At 40.5% G+C, this 18,795-nt stretch carries 18 protein-coding genes; 5 read left to right on the top strand and 13 right to left on the bottom strand.

The window, feature by feature from the left end; all coding sequences use genetic code 11:
* Positions 1-252: 252 nt before the first annotated feature.
* From V7K36_RS33195 to V7K36_RS33185, 3 genes are read right to left on the bottom strand one after another with little or no spacing between them, the layout of a single operon-like run.
* The gene (locus V7K36_RS33195) at positions 253-648 is read right to left on the bottom strand and encodes a salt stress protein, Slr1339 family (protein ID WP_335122221.1); all 396 of its coding nucleotides are present in this window, start codon (positions 646-648) and stop codon (positions 253-255) included.
* 27 nt (positions 649-675) lie between these two features.
* The gene (locus tag V7K36_RS33190) at positions 676-1,281 is read right to left on the bottom strand and encodes a vWA domain-containing protein (protein WP_334830895.1); all 606 of its coding nucleotides are present in this window, start codon (positions 1,279-1,281) and stop codon (positions 676-678) included.
* A 58-nt stretch (positions 1,282-1,339) separates the two neighbouring features.
* Positions 1,340-1,945, bottom strand: coding sequence for a vWA domain-containing protein (locus V7K36_RS33185; RefSeq protein WP_273764635.1), 606 nt, complete (start codon positions 1,943-1,945; stop codon positions 1,340-1,342).
* Positions 1,946-2,384: 439 nt separating this feature from the next.
* On the opposite strand from V7K36_RS33185, the gene V7K36_RS33180 reads away from it, so the two are divergent.
* Positions 2,385-5,102 (top strand): PAS domain S-box protein, encoded by a 2,718-nt coding sequence (locus V7K36_RS33180; protein WP_335122219.1) that lies wholly within the window; start codon positions 2,385-2,387, stop codon positions 5,100-5,102.
* A gap of 726 nt (positions 5,103-5,828) precedes the next feature.
* On the opposite strand, the gene obgE is transcribed toward V7K36_RS33180, so the two are convergent.
* Together obgE and V7K36_RS33170 are read right to left on the bottom strand one after the other, a co-directional pair.
* Positions 5,829-6,857, bottom strand: coding sequence for a GTPase ObgE (gene obgE / locus V7K36_RS33175; protein ID WP_335122217.1), 1,029 nt, complete (start codon positions 6,855-6,857; stop codon positions 5,829-5,831).
* Positions 6,858-6,931: 74 nt separating this feature from the next.
* Positions 6,932-7,609: a Mo-dependent nitrogenase C-terminal domain-containing protein gene (locus V7K36_RS33170; RefSeq protein ID WP_335122215.1), complete on the bottom strand. Its 678-nt coding sequence runs from the start codon at positions 7,607-7,609 to the stop codon at positions 6,932-6,934.
* Positions 7,610-7,829: 220 nt separating this feature from the next.
* On the opposite strand from V7K36_RS33170, the gene V7K36_RS33165 reads away from it, so the two are divergent.
* Positions 7,830-8,930 (top strand): glutamate--cysteine ligase, encoded by a 1,101-nt coding sequence (locus V7K36_RS33165; RefSeq protein WP_335122213.1) that lies wholly within the window; start codon positions 7,830-7,832, stop codon positions 8,928-8,930.
* A gap of 105 nt (positions 8,931-9,035) precedes the next feature.
* Here V7K36_RS33165 and V7K36_RS33160 read toward each other — a convergent pair whose 3' ends face one another.
* From V7K36_RS33160 to V7K36_RS33125, 8 genes are all read right to left on the bottom strand, one after another.
* Complete coding sequence (locus V7K36_RS33160; protein WP_335122283.1) at positions 9,036-10,079, bottom strand: Mrp/NBP35 family ATP-binding protein; 1,044 nt, start codon at positions 10,077-10,079, stop codon at positions 9,036-9,038.
* A 65-nt stretch (positions 10,080-10,144) separates the two neighbouring features.
* A complete protein-coding gene (locus V7K36_RS33155; RefSeq protein WP_335122211.1) occupies positions 10,145-10,906 on the bottom strand; it encodes a DUF4058 family protein in 762 nt (253 codons plus the stop codon).
* A 19-nt stretch (positions 10,907-10,925) separates the two neighbouring features.
* The gene (locus V7K36_RS33150) at positions 10,926-11,888 is read right to left on the bottom strand and encodes a HEAT repeat domain-containing protein (RefSeq protein WP_335122209.1); all 963 of its coding nucleotides are present in this window, start codon (positions 11,886-11,888) and stop codon (positions 10,926-10,928) included.
* A gap of 31 nt (positions 11,889-11,919) precedes the next feature.
* On the bottom strand, positions 11,920-12,147 hold the full coding sequence (locus V7K36_RS33145; RefSeq protein ID WP_335122207.1) for a 4Fe-4S dicluster domain-containing protein: 228 nt from the start codon (positions 12,145-12,147) through the stop codon (positions 11,920-11,922).
* 23 nt (positions 12,148-12,170) lie between these two features.
* Positions 12,171-12,680, bottom strand: a complete 510-nt coding sequence (locus V7K36_RS33140; protein ID WP_335122205.1) for a GNAT family N-acetyltransferase — start codon at positions 12,678-12,680, stop codon at positions 12,171-12,173.
* Between the two features lie 9 nt (positions 12,681-12,689).
* The gene (locus tag V7K36_RS33135) at positions 12,690-13,151 is read right to left on the bottom strand and encodes a GNAT family N-acetyltransferase (RefSeq protein WP_335122203.1); all 462 of its coding nucleotides are present in this window, start codon (positions 13,149-13,151) and stop codon (positions 12,690-12,692) included.
* Between the two features lie 101 nt (positions 13,152-13,252).
* Positions 13,253-13,948: an HAD family hydrolase gene (locus V7K36_RS33130; RefSeq protein ID WP_335122201.1), complete on the bottom strand. Its 696-nt coding sequence runs from the start codon at positions 13,946-13,948 to the stop codon at positions 13,253-13,255.
* 62 nt (positions 13,949-14,010) lie between these two features.
* On the bottom strand, positions 14,011-15,720 hold the full coding sequence (locus V7K36_RS33125; RefSeq protein ID WP_335122200.1) for a fumarate reductase/succinate dehydrogenase flavoprotein subunit: 1,710 nt from the start codon (positions 15,718-15,720) through the stop codon (positions 14,011-14,013).
* A gap of 714 nt (positions 15,721-16,434) precedes the next feature.
* Between V7K36_RS33125 and V7K36_RS33120 the strand changes: the two genes are divergently transcribed.
* From V7K36_RS33120 to V7K36_RS33110, 3 genes are all read left to right on the top strand, one after another.
* Positions 16,435-16,791, top strand: a complete 357-nt coding sequence (locus tag V7K36_RS33120) for a hypothetical protein (RefSeq protein ID WP_335122198.1) — start codon at positions 16,435-16,437, stop codon at positions 16,789-16,791.
* Positions 16,792-17,173: 382 nt separating this feature from the next.
* Positions 17,174-17,713 carry a Dps family protein gene (locus V7K36_RS33115; protein WP_334830907.1) on the top strand — a complete coding sequence of 180 codons (540 nt, stop codon included), beginning with the start codon at positions 17,174-17,176 and terminating at the stop codon, positions 17,711-17,713.
* Positions 17,714-17,864: 151 nt separating this feature from the next.
* On the top strand, positions 17,865-18,632 hold the full coding sequence (locus V7K36_RS33110; RefSeq protein WP_335122197.1) for a ChaB family protein: 768 nt from the start codon (positions 17,865-17,867) through the stop codon (positions 18,630-18,632).
* The last annotated feature ends 163 nt before the right edge of the window (positions 18,633-18,795 follow it).

The raw sequence follows: 18,795 nt of genomic DNA, 5'->3' as shown, positions 1-18,795 counted from the left end.
ACTTTGACGAAAATCAAAGGCGGGGTGAGATTAAAACCATATTTAGACGTTATTTAATTCACATTCATAAGTAAGTAGGCGTGAATAATTAAAGGTTTATAGTAAGCGGCTCCAGCCCTTAAAATAGGGCTAAAGCCACGATTACGAGCCAAGTTCATTAAATTTACATTGCGTAAGATAGTTTGATTTATTCTTGCCTACTTCCGTTGGCAGATTTATCCGTAAGGTCTAAAATGTTTGAATTTTGAATTGTTAATCATTGCTTCTTAAATATTCAATTGCTGCCTCTAATTTGGAAGAGTAACTTTCAGCAAACCTTTCAAACCAAAGTCCTTCGGACGAAAGTGGATCTACTTTGGCTAACCATTCTTTTGCCTGCACTTTCAAAGCCTCTAGTTGTTTGGCTTTGAATTGTTCTTGTCGAATTCGTTCCTGTTCTAGTTCTTGCTGTTTTTTTAACTCAATAGCAGCATCCTGTTCTGCAAAATCAGCCTGAACTTCTGCCAAAAGGTTATCCATAAAAGATGCCGACTTTGGCGATGGTGGCATACCGGATTTGGCTGTGGCTGATTTTGATTGTTGCTGTTGTGGTTGTACTTCTTTGTATTCAGTTTGGAGTTCAGCTAACAGCTTATCAATGGAATCCATTTTTGCAATTCCTAATAAATAGTATAGCTAGTCATTAATGGCATTAAGTAGCACTTCCGATAAACTCATATCTTCCATGTCTTCCATAGTAATGGTGTCACAAATATCAAACTTAGCACCAGCAGTTTGGAGTTCATCGTCTAAGACTTTGAGAAAACGCGTAGCTTGTGGATCTGTGCCGACTTGAATAAAGGAAATAGCTAATTCTTCATCTCGATCTATGCGGCGAGAAGCTTCAATAATTACCCTCATTACTGCTTTGCGATCGTCCGGTTCACCATCAGTAACCACTAAAATTGTTTCACCATTTGGCTTTGTTTGACCGGCTGCTTTGCGTTGTAAGTAATCATCAGTTGCGTGTTTTAACACACCTGCCAAGTCAGTTGTACCAGAGGGATCATTTTCTCGGAAAATTTGCCCTACTATACTGGATGTAACATTTTCGTATCGCTTAAATTTACCAGAAAATACATAAATAGTGATGCCGTCTGGGTCAAATTGCTCACACTTACTAGCTAAAGCTAAAGTAGATTCCTGTGCTGCAACCCATCTACTTCTACCGCCCTTTTGATCTTGGGTTGCCATGCTGCCGCTTTTGTCGATAATCAAGGTATAATCACGATTCTCTAGCATTATTCAATTCTCCAGTTATTAATAGTAAAGAGTTACTGGACTATGGGTGATCAACACATTAGTCAGTTATTGCGTTTGTCAATACATCTACAAGGCTCATTTCTTCTAAGTCGTCTAAAGTAACCGTATCGCAAATATCAAATTTAGCGCCAACACTTTGTAACTGGTCATCCAAAGCTTTGAGGAACTTAGTTGCTTGAGCATCTGAACCTACTTGAATGATCGAAATTCCTAATTCTTCATCACGCTCCATCTGGCGAGTAGCATGAATGATGACTTCAAACACAGCTTTGCGATCGTCTGGTTCACCATCGGTGATGACTAAAATTGTCTCTCCATTTGGCTTGCTTTTACCGGCTGCTTTGCGTTGAAAATAGTTATTAAGGGCATCCTGGAGTACACCTGCTAAGTTTGTCGTTCCAGAAGGGTCATTTTCGAGAAATATTTGTGCGACTTTGGCTGAGGTGACATCATCGTAGCGTTTAAATCTGCCGGAAAACAAGTAAACGGTGATGCCATCGGGGTCAAACTGTTCGGCCTTTCTTGCCAAAGCGAGAGTAGACTCTTGGGCAATCTCCCATCTACTTCTACCACCTACTTGGTCGGGTGTGGACATACTACCGCTTTTGTCAATGATTAATGTGTAGTCGCGATCGCTCATCATAATATTCTTCTGATTGTTACCCTGTGGTTCTAGTCTAACTCCGTTTTTTTACCAGTAAACAAGGATTTTAAGCACTTATATCAATTATGCTACTCAAAAAAGCCACCCTACAGTTGATGAATGCGTTGGCGTAGCCCAACCCAGGCATCGCTAGTACAGTACGGCGTAAATAAGCCACCCATTTGTAATGTCTGAAACCCTTGCTAAAACGTAATTACGAATTACGAATTACGCCAAGCGATCGCTAGTGCCTCTTTGTTCCCGCAGAGAAAAAAATCTTCCTAATCCCCAGTCCCCAATCCCCTGGAAACACCAAAAGTTAGAGATTACTTTGGTTGTTGCATCCGTATTTATTCTGGGAATAATAAATATTATTCATGCTGACACACACGGAGCTAAATAAAAGCTGTTAAGCTCAATTTTAGAGATAAATTCGGGTATGAACCATCCTAAATTCTTAGATAACCCCGCGCAAAAAGAAAACTTCTCCCCGGCGTTTCTGCATCAGATGATCAATGGTATCTCTGACCCAGTTTTTGTCAAAGACCGTCAACATCGCTGGGTATTACTTAACGATACCTACTGTGATTTCGTCGGTCATAGCCGAGAAGAATTAATTGGTAAGTCAGACTATGATTTTTTTCCTCAAGCAGAAGCTGATGTGTTCCGGGAAAAAGATGAACTGGTTTTCAGTGCAAATATTACCAATGAAAGCCAGGATCTTTTTACCGATGCTCAGGGTATAACCCATCTTATCTCTACAAAAAAGTCTTGCTTTGAGGATGAGACTGGTAATAAATTTCTGGTAGGTAGTATTCGAGACATCATTTTACAGAATGCAGCCGGGAAAGTTCTGGGTGTGACTGATCCTACTGAACTCATGCAAAAGAGTGAGGCACATCGGGAAACCCTAGAAGAACTGCGCCAACAAAACGAAGAATTAGCGATCGCTCGTGAAACGGCTGAATGTGACATCAGCGATCGGCAAGCTGCACTGCGCGATGTCTACGACCAGCTTCGCTTACCCCAGCAAGCAGAGTCAGACCTACAGCGTACTAATGCTTTATTGCAAGCTCAACAAGAAGCTGCGATCGACGGAATTCTGATTATTGATGAAAATCGCACAATTGTATCATTTAATCAGAAATTCTCCAAGTTGTGGCAAATTCCTGCGGCACTGCTCCAAACACGCGATGATCGCCAACTCCTGGGATGGGTACTAGACCAACTAGTAAATCCAGACGAATTTCTGGCTAAGGTTGAATATCTTTATCAGTATCCAGAAAAAAGCAGCCGTGATGAAATTTTCCTGAACTCTGGAAAGATTTTTGACCGCTATTCTGCGTCCGTGCGTAAACACCAAGGAGCTTGTGGTGAGACATCACCTTTAGGAGACTATTACGGTAGGATTTGGTATTTTCGCGACATTACCGAATATAAGCAAGCAGAAGAGGAACTCAGGGCTTCACAGCAAAGACTGACGTTGCTGATTGAACAAACACCTTTAGCCATTATTGAATGGAATACCAACTTTGAGATTCAGACATGGAATCGAGCAGCAGAAACAATCTTTGGATACACCACAGAGGAAATGCTGGGGAATCCTTTTGAGATCATAGTACCTGAAAACGTTAGAAAGCACGTAAATGAGATTATCACCGCCCTGTTAACCCAACGTGGAGGAAGTTTTAGTGTCAACGAGAACGTCACTAAGGATGGTAGAACGATAGTCTGTGAGTGGTATAACAACCCGTTAGTGGCTCCTGATGGCCAAGTGATTGGCGTTGCCTCAATGGTGCTGGACATCACAGAACGCAAACGATTTGAAGAGGAACAGCAAAAATTTGTAGCGTTGATTGAAAACAGCAGCGACTTTATTGGCATTGCTTCAATGGAAGGGCAAGTTCTGTATGTGAACCCTGCCGGACTCAAGCTGGTGGGACTTAGTAGCCTGGAAGCAGCCAAAACCAAATCCTTGGTTGATTTTTATTCACCAGAAGCTTTTGCAGAATTCATCCAGCAAATTAATCCTTTGATCTTTCAACATGGTTTCTGGCAAGGCGAGTTTCGCTATAGGCATTTTCAAACGGGCATAGAAATTCCCACTGATTGCAGCCTGTTTATGGTTAAACATCCTCAAACAGGAGAGCCTTTCTGTCGGGTAGCTGTTATTAGGGACATCACAGAACGCAAACAAGCTAAGGAAGCCCTGCTAAAGTCGGAAGCGCAACTACGACAACAAGCCCAAGAACTCAAAGAAACACTCCGCGAACTTCAACGCACCCAGACTCACTTAATTCAAAGTGAAAAGATGTCCAGCTTGGGTCAACTAGTCGCAGGAGTGGCACACGAAATCAATAACCCGGTGAATTTTATCTATGGCAACCTCAGCCCTACTAAGGAATACACCCAAGATTTACTTTCACTTTTGCAACTCTACCAAAGTCATTATCCCCAAGCTGTGCCAGAAATTGAGGATTTTGCAGAACTAATCGAACTGGACTTTTTGAAATCAGATTTGCCACAAACAATCAACTCAATGAAAGTTGGGGCAGACCGCATTCGGGAGATTGTGCTTTCCTTGCGAACTTTTTCGCGCTTGGATGAAGCCGAAATGAAAGCTGTTGATATCCATGAGGGAATCGACAGCACTCTAATGATTTTGCAAAGCCGCTTCAAGGCTAATGACCAGCGCCCGACAATTGAAATAATCAAAGAATACGGGAAACTACCTCTGGTTCAATGCTACGCTGGGCAGCTAAACCAAGTATTCATGAATATTTTGTCAAATGCGATCGATGCTTTAGAAGAGGGAGTCGGGAGTCGGGATGAGGGGGACAAGAGGAATAACCCATGCCCCATGCCCAATGCCCAATGCCGAATTTCGACAATTCGCATTTGCACCCAACTACAAGAGCCAAATCAGGTAACAATTAGGATTACCGACAATGGATTGGGAATATCAGAAGATCTTAAAAAACAACTATTTGACCCCTTCTTTACCACCAAGCCCATCGGCAAAGGCACGGGGATGGGACTTGCCATCAGCTACCAGATCATTACAGAAAGACATGGCGGTTGCTTAGAATGTATTTCGCAGCCAGGACAAGGGGCTGAGTTTGTGATTAAGATTCCTCTGATTCAACATAATTCGTAATTCGTAATTCGTAATTTTCGTAATTTTCGTAATTTTCGTAATTCGTAATTTTAAGAACTTTCATATCATATAGCCATTTTCAATCCGGTGAGGTACAGGTATGCAAACAGACCTAACCCCCTAACCCCCTTCCCGCTTCGGGAAGGGGGAAAAATTCCATTCCTCTCTCCTTTTAGGAGAGAGGAATGGAAGTGAGGTCAAAATTGTACCTCACGCTTGTCGAGAACCGCTATAAGACTTACGCACTGTACAAAAGAATCATTTTGTGTATCAACGTAAATAGGTCGTTTCAGATTTTTATGAATCATTCTTTGATAGTAAATAGACCCGCGCAGTAGGGGCAATTCATGAATTACCCCTACGACAGATATAGTTTTTCAAATCATCTATAACTTGGTCTTTCCTGTCAATGCGTAAGTCCTAACTATGAGTAAAAACAAAGTATTTCTGCTGCCGATAGCTACTTATACTAATTCTCTATGAAGATGCACAGAATAAAACACTTGAAACTCCATGCCAGACAAGGGAATTATTCTATGCAGGCTCACATAGATTTGGTATTACCTTCTGGAATTAGTAATTACGAATTACGAATTAGTAATTAGACCTCTTGCAAAAGTCCCTAACACCCCACCCCCAACCCCTCCCCGCTCTTCGGGAGGGGAGCGTTTGCTTTACTCAAATGCGGGGTGGGATTCTTAATTTTTGATTTATGCAAGAAATCTATTATCTCAATACCTCCACTTCTTGGGCAACCTTCATTTGGTCGAGAATTCCCCAAATTTCCTGTAACATCGGTTCTAACCCGGTGCGGGTAACGGCTGAAATCACAAAAACCGGGGCATAGGAGAGATGATTAAGTTGGGTAGCTAACGCCTCCAAATCGACAGTTTCCCGATCAACTGCATCAATTTTATTCAGCGCCAAAATTTGCGGACGTTCTGCTAAACCCTGTCCATAAGCTTGTAATTCTTGCTTAATTATGTTATAATCTCTAACCACATCATCACTAGTGGCATCAATCAAGTGAAGTAGCACTCGTGTGCGCTCGATATGGCGCAAGAAATCATGTCCCAGCCCTGCTCCGTGGGCTGCTCCCGCAATTAGTCCGGGAATATCGGCGAAAACAGTACCATCGCCAGTAGGTTTCCGCACTACACCCAAATTTGGGATCAGGGTAGTGAAAGGATAGTCTGCGATTTTTGGACGTGCAGCTGATAAAGATGAAATTAGAGTGGATTTACCAGCATTTGGTAAGCCAATAATCCCCACTTCTGCCAAAAGTTTTAACTCCAGGCGCAGCTGCTTTATTTCTCCTGGTAATCCTGGGAGGGCGTATTCTGGGGCGCGGTTACGGTTACTTAAGAAATGCTGATTTCCCAGTCCGCCTTTACCACCTTGGGCAATCCGTAAAGTCTGCTTTGGCTCAATTAAATCCCCCAACAATTCCCTAGTTCCAGCATCATAAATGGTCGTACCGCAGGGAACTTCGATGATCAAATCCTTTCCTCCGGCTCCAGTGCAGTTACTTGGCCCGCCACGAGTACCTTTTTCTGCCTGAAAGCGATGGTTGTATCTGAAGTCCAACAAGGTTTGCAGATTTTCATCGGCAACGAAAATTACCGAACCGCCTCGTCCCCCGTTACCACCAGAGGGTCCGCCAGTCGGTACGTACTTCTCGCGCCGGAAGGCGACAATACCATCGCCGCCCTTACCAGCTTCAACTTCAATTTCTGCTTGGTCGATAAATTGCATACTTAATAATAATGAGAAGTGAGGAGTTAGGAATTAGGAGTTAAAAATTATAACTCCTCACTCTATCACTTTAACTAAATATATGCTGAAACATCTTCACCGCATTTATCTGCAAGATAGCAGAGGGCGCGAAAACGTAAGCCCACCAGTTGCTCATACAACGGGTTAACTTTACACATCGGCGGGATATGGACAATCTTGCGTCCAAATAGGGTGACATCCCGCTCAAAGGCACACTGGGAGGGAATCATTTTACACAAAAAGCGGGCTACTCTGGGGTCTTGGATATCTAGCCCATCCAGCCAGTCACGCAGGGGGCATAGTGCAGCAATTTCACGCTTTGTAAGTCCAGGGCTGGGGATAGTCGGGGTAACTTGCTGTGGGTGTTCTAGGGTGTGGCGAAGGGCTTCCAATAAATTCTGTGGCTGTTCTAAGGCTTGGCAGAACTGTTGCAAAACCTGATCTTCGCTGGGAGAATAAGTACCATCTGCGATCGCTACCATCACTGCTGTCCTTAAAAAATTTTCTGCTGTTGGCGTACCTTTACCCAACACTGCGGCTAATTCCTCTGGTGTAATTACCTCTAGTGAGTCCCATTTAATCCCAAGAGCTAATTCATTTTTGGTGATACTGGCAATGAATTCCTGTTCTTGAGTATCAAAATTACCATCTGCCCAAGCAATGGTGAGCAGTCCACGCAACCAAGCGGCAATCTGTTCGCTGCTGTAGGGGGATTGAACGGTACTTGTCATAAAACTCACGTCTCAAGCTTGCCTCAGTCACTACTAAGCTACACTACCCAGTGACTATGAAGATAGTGGGGGCAGCAGATAAACCAGAGAAGTTTTCAAATCGCAACAGTCGGTCTTGGGGTAAAATCCATCTGAGAGTAATCTTGAGAATTTTTCTACTTAAACTTATCCTCCATAAATGGGTACGCACCTACTTCAATAAACAATTAAGGTATACATAATGTTTCTGTTTGGCATTGAGCATGAAGTTGCTTTCCTCAACAAAGAAGGAAAGTTTGCTGATTTTTCCCACACAAAATTTGCTGATTTTAATCAAATTATTGAAAGGCTACCTACATACCCCAGTGACTATCCTCAACTCCGAGTCGGCGATGCGGGTATTAAGATGAAGAGATGGTACATTGAGGGATTTGAAAGATTTGCAGATTCTGATGAAGTGATAGACTGTCATGCTAAAGGTATTGAAATTAGAACAACTATACATTCTAATATTCAAGGCGCTATTACTGAATTATCAGAAAGTTTTCATTTACTACGTGAGGTTGCTGCTAACTTTGATTTATCACCAGTTTTAGTCAGTTTTAATCCCTACAATCCGGTCTTTGAGCCTCAACCCCCATTAAACGATTATGAAATTAAACAGCTACAGGCTTATCCTGACGAACAAACTGCTAATATTCACATGGTTACATACGGGCCAGATTTAAATATTTCAATGGCAGAGTTGTCTACTGAAGATGTAATTGATATTGGCAGAAAGTTAACTTATTACAGTCCCTATATCGTCCCTTTTAGTTATAGTTCCCCTTTTTATATGGGAGCTTTATGGGATGGGCTATCGGTACGAACGTTTATCAGAACCGGAAAAAGACCAGCAGCCTTGGTTTTTATTCAGGAACAGGAACAACTGATTAATAGTATACCTTCCTTGACAAAAATCGCCCGGATTCCGGCTGAAGTAGGACGCATTGAATTTAAGGCTTGTGATAGTTGTGATGATTTTTTCATCTATGCGGCTTTGTTGGCATTATTGAAAGGTTTGGTATTAGATGAAACCTTGCTGGGTAGAGCAACTGTACCCGATGCAGCGTTACATCAACTTTCTGCAAAAGAAGGGTTTGACAATGAGGATATTTTTAGCAATGCGACAAAAGTCTTGCAAGCAGCCGAAGTTGCCTTGGGAGATGACCCCGATATTCATTATTTAACGCTACTAAAAGTGCTGCTAGCGAAGCGAAGAACAAGATCCCATGAACTAATAGAAATGTTTGATCGCGTAAGTTCAATAGAAGAAGTAATAAAGCAGACTTATCAAGTTTAGAGGATGTTTTAAAAGTTATGAGAGCGCAGATTTTATCGTAAATTAAAGGATTTAAATCCCCACCTAAAAATGTCTTTAATTTGGAATTTTGAATTGTTAGTCAGGTTATCTGCAATTAGTAAAAGTTGCGTTAAGTGCAGTGGCAATTTGTACAAAAACCTCACTTGCAGGCGAAGTGCGATCGCTGATTGCAATCGGATTTCCAGTATCACCACCGCTACAAATATCGGGATCAATGGGAATTTGCCCCAGCAGTGGCGCTTGTAATTCTGCTGCGAGTTGTTCGCCGCCGCCACTGCCAAAAATTGGCGTGTGTGCGCCACAATCACCACAAATTAAATAGCTCATATTTTCAACGATGCCAAGGACGGGAACACCCACTTGGCGAAACATATATATGTTGCGTCGTACATCTGCGATCGCTATTTGCTGAGGAGTTGTCACTAGAATAACTCCGCAAACTGGGCTTTCTTGGATAATTGTGATTTGAGCATCACCTGTACCGGGAGGTAAATCTATTAATAAATAATCCAATTCGCCCCATTCCACATCTTGCAAAAATTGAGTGATAATTTTATGCAACACAGGGCCACGCCATGCCAAAGGACGATTTTCTTCTACAAGTAAACCAACTGACATCAGTCTTATTCCCTGAACTTCTAGAGGTAAAAACTTATCACCTGTAGGAGTATGAATTACTTGAATCTCAGCTTGCCCTAAACCCAACATTTGTGGCACATTAGGGCCATAAATATCAGCGTCTAGTAACCCAACTTTTGCACCTTGTAATCTTAAAGCTGCGGCTATATTTACGGCTGTTGTTGATTTCCCCACGCCACCTTTCCCACTAGAAACTGCTAGGGTTATTTTGACACCAGGAATTGTGCAAAGTTGAATGTAAGTTTTTTTGCACCAAGTTATAAATGATAATTTAGATTGAATCTCTGTCTGTAATTGCTGCTGATGGCAACCGATATATAAACGTAAGTAAACATAGTCATCAACTATGCGTAGATTTCGCACCATTCCCAAACTAACGATGTCATTTTTTAAGGTAGGCTCGATAACCTGTTTCAGGAGTTGGACGACTTCTTGATGACGCGGATCATTAATTTTTGAGTGCTGAAAGGGGGATTGGTGGTCAGACATGGTTAGGAGAAACTTAATTATCAGAAATTGGCCAATTGCAGCATAATCAAAGCGATCGCTCTGATTTAAATCCTCTCCAAAATTTCTCTCACCCAAGCTTCTTCCTGTGGCGAGCGCACTATTTTTAAAGGTTGTGAATAATCAATTGCCAAGTCAAATCTAGCACGTTCGTATACTTCATTTAGTATCCTTTGCAAGTCAACTATTGGCTCAGGTTCTCCTTCACGCAAAGGCACAGGAAAAACAGGAATTGGGTTTTTTAAGTCGAAAGTATATAAATCTGCATCAGGTCTATTGTAGCTACGACTGACCAAGATACTATAATCTGTGGCGATCGCTCCTAGAACAGGCATTGACTTTCCTTGTCTCAAGAGGTCAATTTCTACCAAGTTGGTTGCAGAAGCCAAGATTTTTTGTCGTTTGCTTTCGTAAGCGGCTCTACCTTCTTTTGAGCGTTTATTTTTAGGGGAAAGTATTTCGATCACACCAACTACTTCTTTACTTTGAGTTGCTCGCACCTCTAAAAATCGTTCAGTTACTTGTTCCGGTATGGGAACTTTCACTTTACTGGGTTCGGTAAGTTTTGCAGCAGTTAAAGTTGTGCTGGTAGCAGTAATGTTACGGGTGGCAACTGCTACATCAGCAATTCCCACAAGTAAGATATCATCTACACTAGTGTAAATTCGTTCTTCTATGGAAACTCGGTATTTCGGCGCGATTTGAGGAGTTAAGTGATCAGCGATCGCTACAATCAAACGATTATGAACTTGATGCCAAAGTTCCGGCTGTTCCAAATACGGGTTCATTCCAGGAAATGGATTTCCCATTGCACTTTTCCTTAATTATTTACTGCTCCCTTGAGACTATTTTATCTGTTTGAATCTTCTGAATTGCCCGTTGTGCTTGGATGGACACTTCTTTGTCAGGATCATCTAAGGCTTGTTGTAATGGGTTAATAGCATCAGGTTCAGCTAAATTACCAAGTGCGATCGCGGCTTCTTTCCGTACATCTGCATATTCATCTGTTAATGCTTGAATTAATCTCGGCATAACTTGAATATCTGGAATTTTTTGCAAAGCTTGTGCTGCTGATTTCCTTACTTGCCAATGTTCATCATTTAAAGCTATTTCTAATGCTGAAATTGCTTGATGATTTTCATGAATAGCCAGAGATTTGGCTACATTCCGGCGAACTTGCCAGTCACTATCATTTGTGAGTGCTTGACAAAGTATTGTAATCACTTCTGCATCTTGTAAATGTTCTAAAGTTAAAGCAGCAGCACGACGTACACTTGCTTCTTGATCAAAGATTAAATTTAAAGCTTGTGGACATTTTTCTAGTTGATTGATATATCGGAGTGTCGTAACGGCTGCTTCTCTTAACTCAGGATTTTTTGATTCTAAAAATGGTAAAATGTAGGATAAAAATTGAATGTCATGTATCTTACGCAAAAGCACTAAAATATTTAATTGAAGATTCACATCATTACTTTGTAGTTTATCTAGTAAAAGTAATAATTCCTCTTGTGTGATTAACTCGTTTAATGATGATGCGGCTTCAGTGCGAATATCTGCATCTGTTGAACTCAGGCATTCAATTAAAGCAGGAATAGCAACAGGATTAGCAATTTCCCAAAGGGTAGCGATCGCTATTTTTTGAACCGTAGTATTTTCATCTTTCAAAGCGATGATTAAAGCATCTATTGTTTCTTCATCGCCTAGATACTGCAAGGTTTTGACAGCTACTATCCGGTCATTTATATCATGCGATCGCAGCATTTCTAACCAATGATTAAGGTCATCGTTCATTAGTTTTTACCACAGAAGATTAAGAGAAGATTTAACGTAATAAAAACGGGATTTGTACTGTAATTGCATTCGTTGGACATTCTTTTTCACAAGGTAGACAAAACCAACACTCATCATATTTCATGTAGGCTTTACCTGTTTCTGAATTTTTTGCCAACACATCCAAGGGGCAAACTTCAATACAGGCTGTACATTTTTCTAGACATTTCGATTCATCAACGATAACAGGAACATCTACTCTTTGATTGATTAAAGCCATAAAATTGCTCCTTTATTTTATAATTAAAATGTTAAACGGTAAAACAAATGGGGTAAATCTGCGTAGATAATCTCACGCTCGTATTGAAACCCCAACTTTTCCATAACTCTTTGTGATGCTTTGTTAGTCGTGAGAGTAAAGCAAACTATCTCTGGCAACTTCAGTAGTTCAGAACCAATTTTCAATATTTCCTGACCCATTTCTGTCGCTAACCCTTTAGCCCAGAATTTACCTATTAGAGCGTAAGCTAATTCCACCTCTTCATTCCCTTCTACATCAGTATTCCGAAGTCCAGCACGACCAACAAACTGATGATTAACTTTATCTCGAAACACCCATAAACCAAATCCATAATGCTGCCAATGATTTAAGTTATTTAGGATAAAAAACCGTGTTTCTTCATCAGAACGAACACCACCTAAACTTGCCATAACTTGCGGATCTTGGTGCATACGATAAAGTTCATGCAAATGTTTAAATTGTAAACGTTCGGCAAGCAAACGGTGAGTAGTAAATGTTTGAATTAACTGCATATTCTTTTACTAAACCAATTGTTTCTGAAAAGTCAATGACTGTTTTATATTGGTATAACCAATTTTTTCATAAAACAAGTGAGCCTCTTTGCGTTTAATATTAGAACCTAACAGAACACTATCACATCCAGCCAGAGAAGCCCACTGTTCAATTTGCTGCATCAAAAAACGTCCAATTCCACTATGACGATAATCTTTATCTACAACTAATCCCAAAATAATTGCAGGAGTTGAGATAAGTAACGAATCGCAAATATACGCGTGCGCCCAACCAATCACATAGTCATTTTCTCCAGTTGCAACATATACAATATGAGCATGATTATTTTTAATTTTAGCAAGGCGATGCTCTACTTGTTGATTCGTCACTGAATAGCCAAGTTGTTCGCCAAGGATAGATATTCGTGCAGCATCTTGAATCTCAGCCTGCTTAATTTTTAATTGCTCACCAATAGCGATTTTATTAGTCATAATTAAAATTATTAGTTATCCAGCATTCGATAAGAAAATGAGCGCTAATATCAATCTCTATCAAATCGTTAATATTATCATAGTTTTTTGTTTGTGCCTTACTAATTAACCAACTCTAGTAATTCTAAGAGTTCACTTATGATGAACTTTGGTTGGACTTCTTGTGGTAAACTTTGATTTTTTCGGTTGTAATAGCAAAAATCTATTTTGACTTGTGTGGCTCCCGCATAGTCGTGCTTTAGAGAATCTCCAATGTAAAGGACTTCTGCTGGCGTTAAATTTAACTTAGATAATGCATAATGGAATATCTCAGGTGATGGTTTAGCAAAACTAATTGCTTCAGAAACTACAACTTCTTCAAAAAAATGCTCAATTCCAGCAGCTTGGATTCTCGGTAGTTGCGCTGATACAAAGCCATTCGTTATGACAGCCAAACGATAACTGCATGCGAGAACAGTTAGCACTTCATTTACATCAGGTTCCATTGCGCCCGAATGATTAAAAATATGCCAGTAACTTTCACCAAGATTGCTGATTTTATCTGTTTGTATATCTAATTGAGCAAATGTACTTTGATAAGACATCTCGATTAACTCACTAGGGGAAAAGGTTTCGCGCTGTCTCCAATACTTGGAATTATAAGTTTCAAAGACTTGAAGAAAAATAGTCTCACTTACTCCATTTAAATCTAAAGATACTCCACAATCTTCAAGCGCTCCTAGAATAGCTTGGCGTTCACATAGCTCAAAATTCAACAGTGTATTATCGAGATCGAAAATTATCGCTTCATAATGCATTTTTGTCGTTAGATATTGATACTACCTTGTTTGTATAGAAAATAGCATTTTTGATGGTTATTTTACTTAACTGCAACATTGTAAAATTCTTTGACTGTATCTACTTCTACAATGTAAGGATCTACAGGACGTTTGAACAATACCATTTTCTCTAATTCATCTTTCTTTAAATTGACATGGCAAAACCATTCATCATCATTCTTTTCTGGATAATCTAAGCGGTAATGATAAAGACCCCAACGAGTTTCTTGACGATACAATGAAGCTCTAGCTGCCATTTCTGCACAGTCGCGAATAAAATGAACTTCTAGACTACGCATCAATTCATGAGGGTCACGAGCGCCCATTATATTTAATGTTTCTTGATATTGGACAAAATGTTTTAAACCAATCTCGATTTTATTACCTGATTTTGGTGGTTGCAGATAATCATTAACTAAGCGTCTTAATTTGTATTCTACCTGGGTGTGAGGTACACCATTGGGGCGAGTTAAAGGTGCATAAATTCTGGCTTTTTCAGCTTCTAAAAAATCCGTATCTGGTTCGATAAAATCTAAATCTTGGATATATTCAATGGCATGAGTTCCTGCTATACGACCGAAAAAAAATGCCCCAATCATATAATTATGGGGAACGCTAGCCATGTCTCCGGCTGCATATAAACCTGTGACGGTTGTTTGAGCGTTTTCATTCACCCACACACCAGAGGCACTATGACCACTACATAAGCCAATTTCTGAAATGTGCATCTCTACGCCGTGAGTGCGATAATCTTCATTTCTGCCTTGATGAAAACGTTCTCTACTTGGGCGTTCATTCGCCCACAATATGGATTCAATTTCAGCGATTGTATCTTCATCAAGATGGGTCATTTTAAGTTGGACTGGCCCCTTACCAGAATTTAATTCTTTCCAGATTTCCAACATCATTTGACCACTCCAATAGTCACAACTAATGAAGCGATTTCCTTCGGCGTTAGCAGTATGAGCGCCAAAAGGCCCGGCGACATAAGCACAGGCGGGGCCATTATAATCTTTGATTAAAGGATTAACTTGAAAGCATTCAATATTGCTGAGTTCTGCTCCTGCATGATAAGCCATTGAATAGCCATCTCCAGCATTGGTAGGATTTTCATAAGTGCCGTAGAGATAGCCAGAATCAGGTAATCCTAATCTGCCACAAGCACCTGTACACAAGATGACTGCTTTAGCTTGAATAATAATATAATCTCCGTTTCTGACATCAAATCCCACCGCTCCAATAGCACGTCCTTCTTTGACTAACACACGGGTTGCCATGACGCGATTTGTGACTTTGACTTTGTGGCGTTTAACTTGTCGGGTAAGAATTGTTTTGAGGTCTTTACCTTCTGGCATGGGTAAGACATATTTACCCACACGATGTACTTGTTTTAAGTCATAGTTGCCTTGGGCATCTTTTTGAAATTTCACACCCCAGCTTTCTAATTCTTGGATGACTTCGTAACCTAATTTGCCTGTTTGATAAACGGCTTTTTGGTTGACAATGCCATCGTTAGCAAGGGTGATTTCGCGCACGTATTGTTCTGGTGTAGAATGACCGGGAATGACTGCGGTATTCACCCCATCCATACCCATTGCGATCGCACCACTGCGACGTATGTTAGCCTTTTCTAAAATCAGTACATCTGCATCAGAATTCGCTTGTTTTGCCTTGATACCTGCCATTGTTCCTGCTGTACCACCGCCAATCACAAGTACATCTGTTTTAATCCACTGGGTATTGATATTCATAGCTAAATCCCTAGATTCGCTGTGTAATTTTGTGTAGTATAAGTATTTTTTATAGGTTTTTTCACAAATATACGGTAAAGTCAGCGAGTTACCGTATGTTACAATTTTCACATGAATAAGCAGTAAACGCAAGATACTACAAAAGTTTTTCTCCTGGGGAGCATCCCAAATGTGTAAGTTGTATTAAACCCAGTTTATTAATTGTTATTGCGATCGCAACGTAGTAGAGTGTCCGATCGCAATGACAAACATTTTCTTGCAAAATTGGGATGCTCGCTTCTACTGATTGGATAAAGTCGAGCTAACTGAACATAAATAATAGAGCTATTAACCAGCCAAAAATATATTAAGTCGATATATACCTAGAGACTGATTTTATTGCAACTAAAGATTTAGGAAAGTTCATTCTAGAGATTGATGCAGACGTTAGCGTTTTCAAAGTAAAAGTAGAAATATGGAACCGGAAATGAAGAGCGTCAAGATGAATTGTAATTATTTTGCTAAAGAATAAAGGTGGTATTTGCTTATTATCCCTGACTAATTCGATGCAGAAATACAAAGACAATTTCTTTCTCAGGTTCGTTTCTCAAGAACTTCCAGATTTAAGCGTAGCTTGCTAGTTTTATTATTGCTCAAGGTTGCCCAATAAAGCTATGAGCTTCTGCTCTTTCAGTGAAAGTTCTGCGTTGTTAAATCTGTTATTGAGGATTTCAAATGATGGTTATTGCTTCTGTTTTATCTATCTTCCGTCCAGTACGTTTTCTAGTTGTGGCTTTTACTTGTGCCTTAATATTGTTATCTAATGCTTTTCCTGCTTTTGCGATCGATAGCTACCAAAGTGACTCTACCGAAGGTACTACACAATTACTTGACATTCAGCGCAAAACTGACGAAGCTGCTAAAGAACCACCACAAGGATTGAAACAGGTTCAAAAGGAGTCCAACAAAGGACTAAATGAGGTTCAGGGAGATGCTGATATTGACAAGCAAAAGAGTCCTGAAAATTCCCAGGGTGCAACATCATCGGAAGAAAATGTAAAGAAATTTTTGGACAAAGTTACAGGTAAGTAACAGAGTTAATACCTTGGTAATTTTTCGGTAGTAATGGGTGATTGCGTAAAAGCAGTTACCCATTACTAATGTTAATATGACAAATTCAATCAACTATAAAACTATGTTCACACTGAGTATTTTTGGGGAAATTGCGTTTAGATAGTTTTAATGATAGATGTCTTGATTAACTATTATTATATATAATACTTTTATTTTTGGATCTTAAAAATCAATAAAGTTCGCTAATAATTGGATTCTTGGCTTAATACTACCTATTAAGGCATAGACAGAATTCTGAATATTATCATTAATTTCAGATCACAATATTTCCTTTGGTTGATGTGGAATGTATATGAAATTTGAGATATTAGTAAATAAGTTTGCTTAGGGATGGAAAACAATGCGTGCGATAAACATTGGTTTGACAGAAGAACAACGTCAAGGTGTAATTAATCTGTTGAATCAAGATTTGGCAGATGCCTATCTACTGTTGGTAAAAACCAAAAAGTATCACTGGGATGTCGTTGGACCTCAGTTCCGCTCTTTGCACCAGCTTTGGGAAGAACATTACCAAAAGCTGACTCTAAATATTGATGCAGTGGCAGAGCGAGTTCGTGCTTTGGGCGGTTACCCGGTTGGCTCATTGGAGGGATTTCTCAAGATTGCTACCCTCAAGGAACATGCTGGTAGTGTTCCCACAGCAACAGGGATGGTAGCTAATCTAGTGGATGATCACGAGCAGGTTATTCGCAACTTAAGGGATCATGTGGATCAGTCTGGTGAAAAGTTCCACGATCAGGGAACTGCTGACTTTTTAACTGGACTGCTCGAAGAGCATGAGCAGATAGCTTGGATGCTGCGTTCATTTATTGAAGGGGAAGCACTAGACCCAGATGGTAGAAAGCCAGCATCAGAGGCTAAGACTCCTGTAGGTGTGTAGCTGATAACGTCTGAGTTGAGGATGGCTAAGTGTCAAACGAGTTGAGGGAGGAATCAATCCTCCCTCAACTCGTGTAAAATGGATTAATCTGCCTGCATCTACCTATTCACCATATTCATTGCAAAAACAACATAATACAAGGAGTATTTAAGTGCCAGAAGTATATAAAGCAGAACGTACTATCTCTGCTGTATTTAAAGAACAGAAGCAAATTGATGATGTGATTCGACGTTTACTAGACAGGGGCGTGCCGAGAGATCATATTTCGGTCATGGGCAGAAGCTTCCAGTCGGAAACGAGAATCGCTGGCTTTATTAGTAAAAAAGATGTGATTCTGGGAGGTTTGAGAACAGGGGCGGTTTTTGGTTCCTTATTTGGTTCGTTCCTCAGCTTGCTCACGGGTGTAGGCGTATTGTTTATTCCCTTTGTCGGCTCAATTGTAGCAGCAGGACCTATAGGTGCAGTGTTGCTGGGGGCTGCCAGTGGTGCGATCGCAGGTAGTGCAGGTGCTGGTCTAGTATCGGTTCTGACTACTTTGGGGATGCCAGAAGATAAAGCGACTATCTACCAAACCCGCTTACAAGCTGGCGAGTTCTTAGTAATGGCAGAAGTTCCGAGCGATCGCGCTGGCGAATTTCAATTGCTGCTGGAAAGTGCTGGTGCCGAAGAAATTCACACGATTGAAAAAACTTTTGCTCGCCCTTGTCCTGGACAGTGCAACAGTCCAGAGGACTTGTCTCCTGAGGTTCGCGCTCATCTTTCTGATGAAGCTCAGAGTACATTCATTGAGCGCTATAATACTATCTTCAATGAGAAAAATGACGAGTTCACAGCTGAACAAGCTGCTTGGGAGACTGTTCACCAGCAATATGATGAAGATGAAAACGGCGTTTGGTCAAAAGCTAAGGTTAAAGCTTAAACTACTGCGCGTCAGCAACTATATATAGCAATCCTAAATCATTCGTGAGAGAAAAAATCGCTGAAAGGCTTTAAAATACGTACTTTTAATCTCAGTATTTTCTCACGTTTCAATTCGGATTGCTATAGCAATCCGAATTGAAACGTGAACAACGAGATCCCGG

Origin of the sequence: Nostoc sp., assembly GCF_036919555.1 — a bacterium.
Taxonomy (GTDB): Bacteria; Cyanobacteriota; Cyanobacteriia; order Cyanobacteriales; family Nostocaceae; genus Nostoc.
This window is presented reverse-complemented; position numbering and strand designations above follow the sequence as displayed.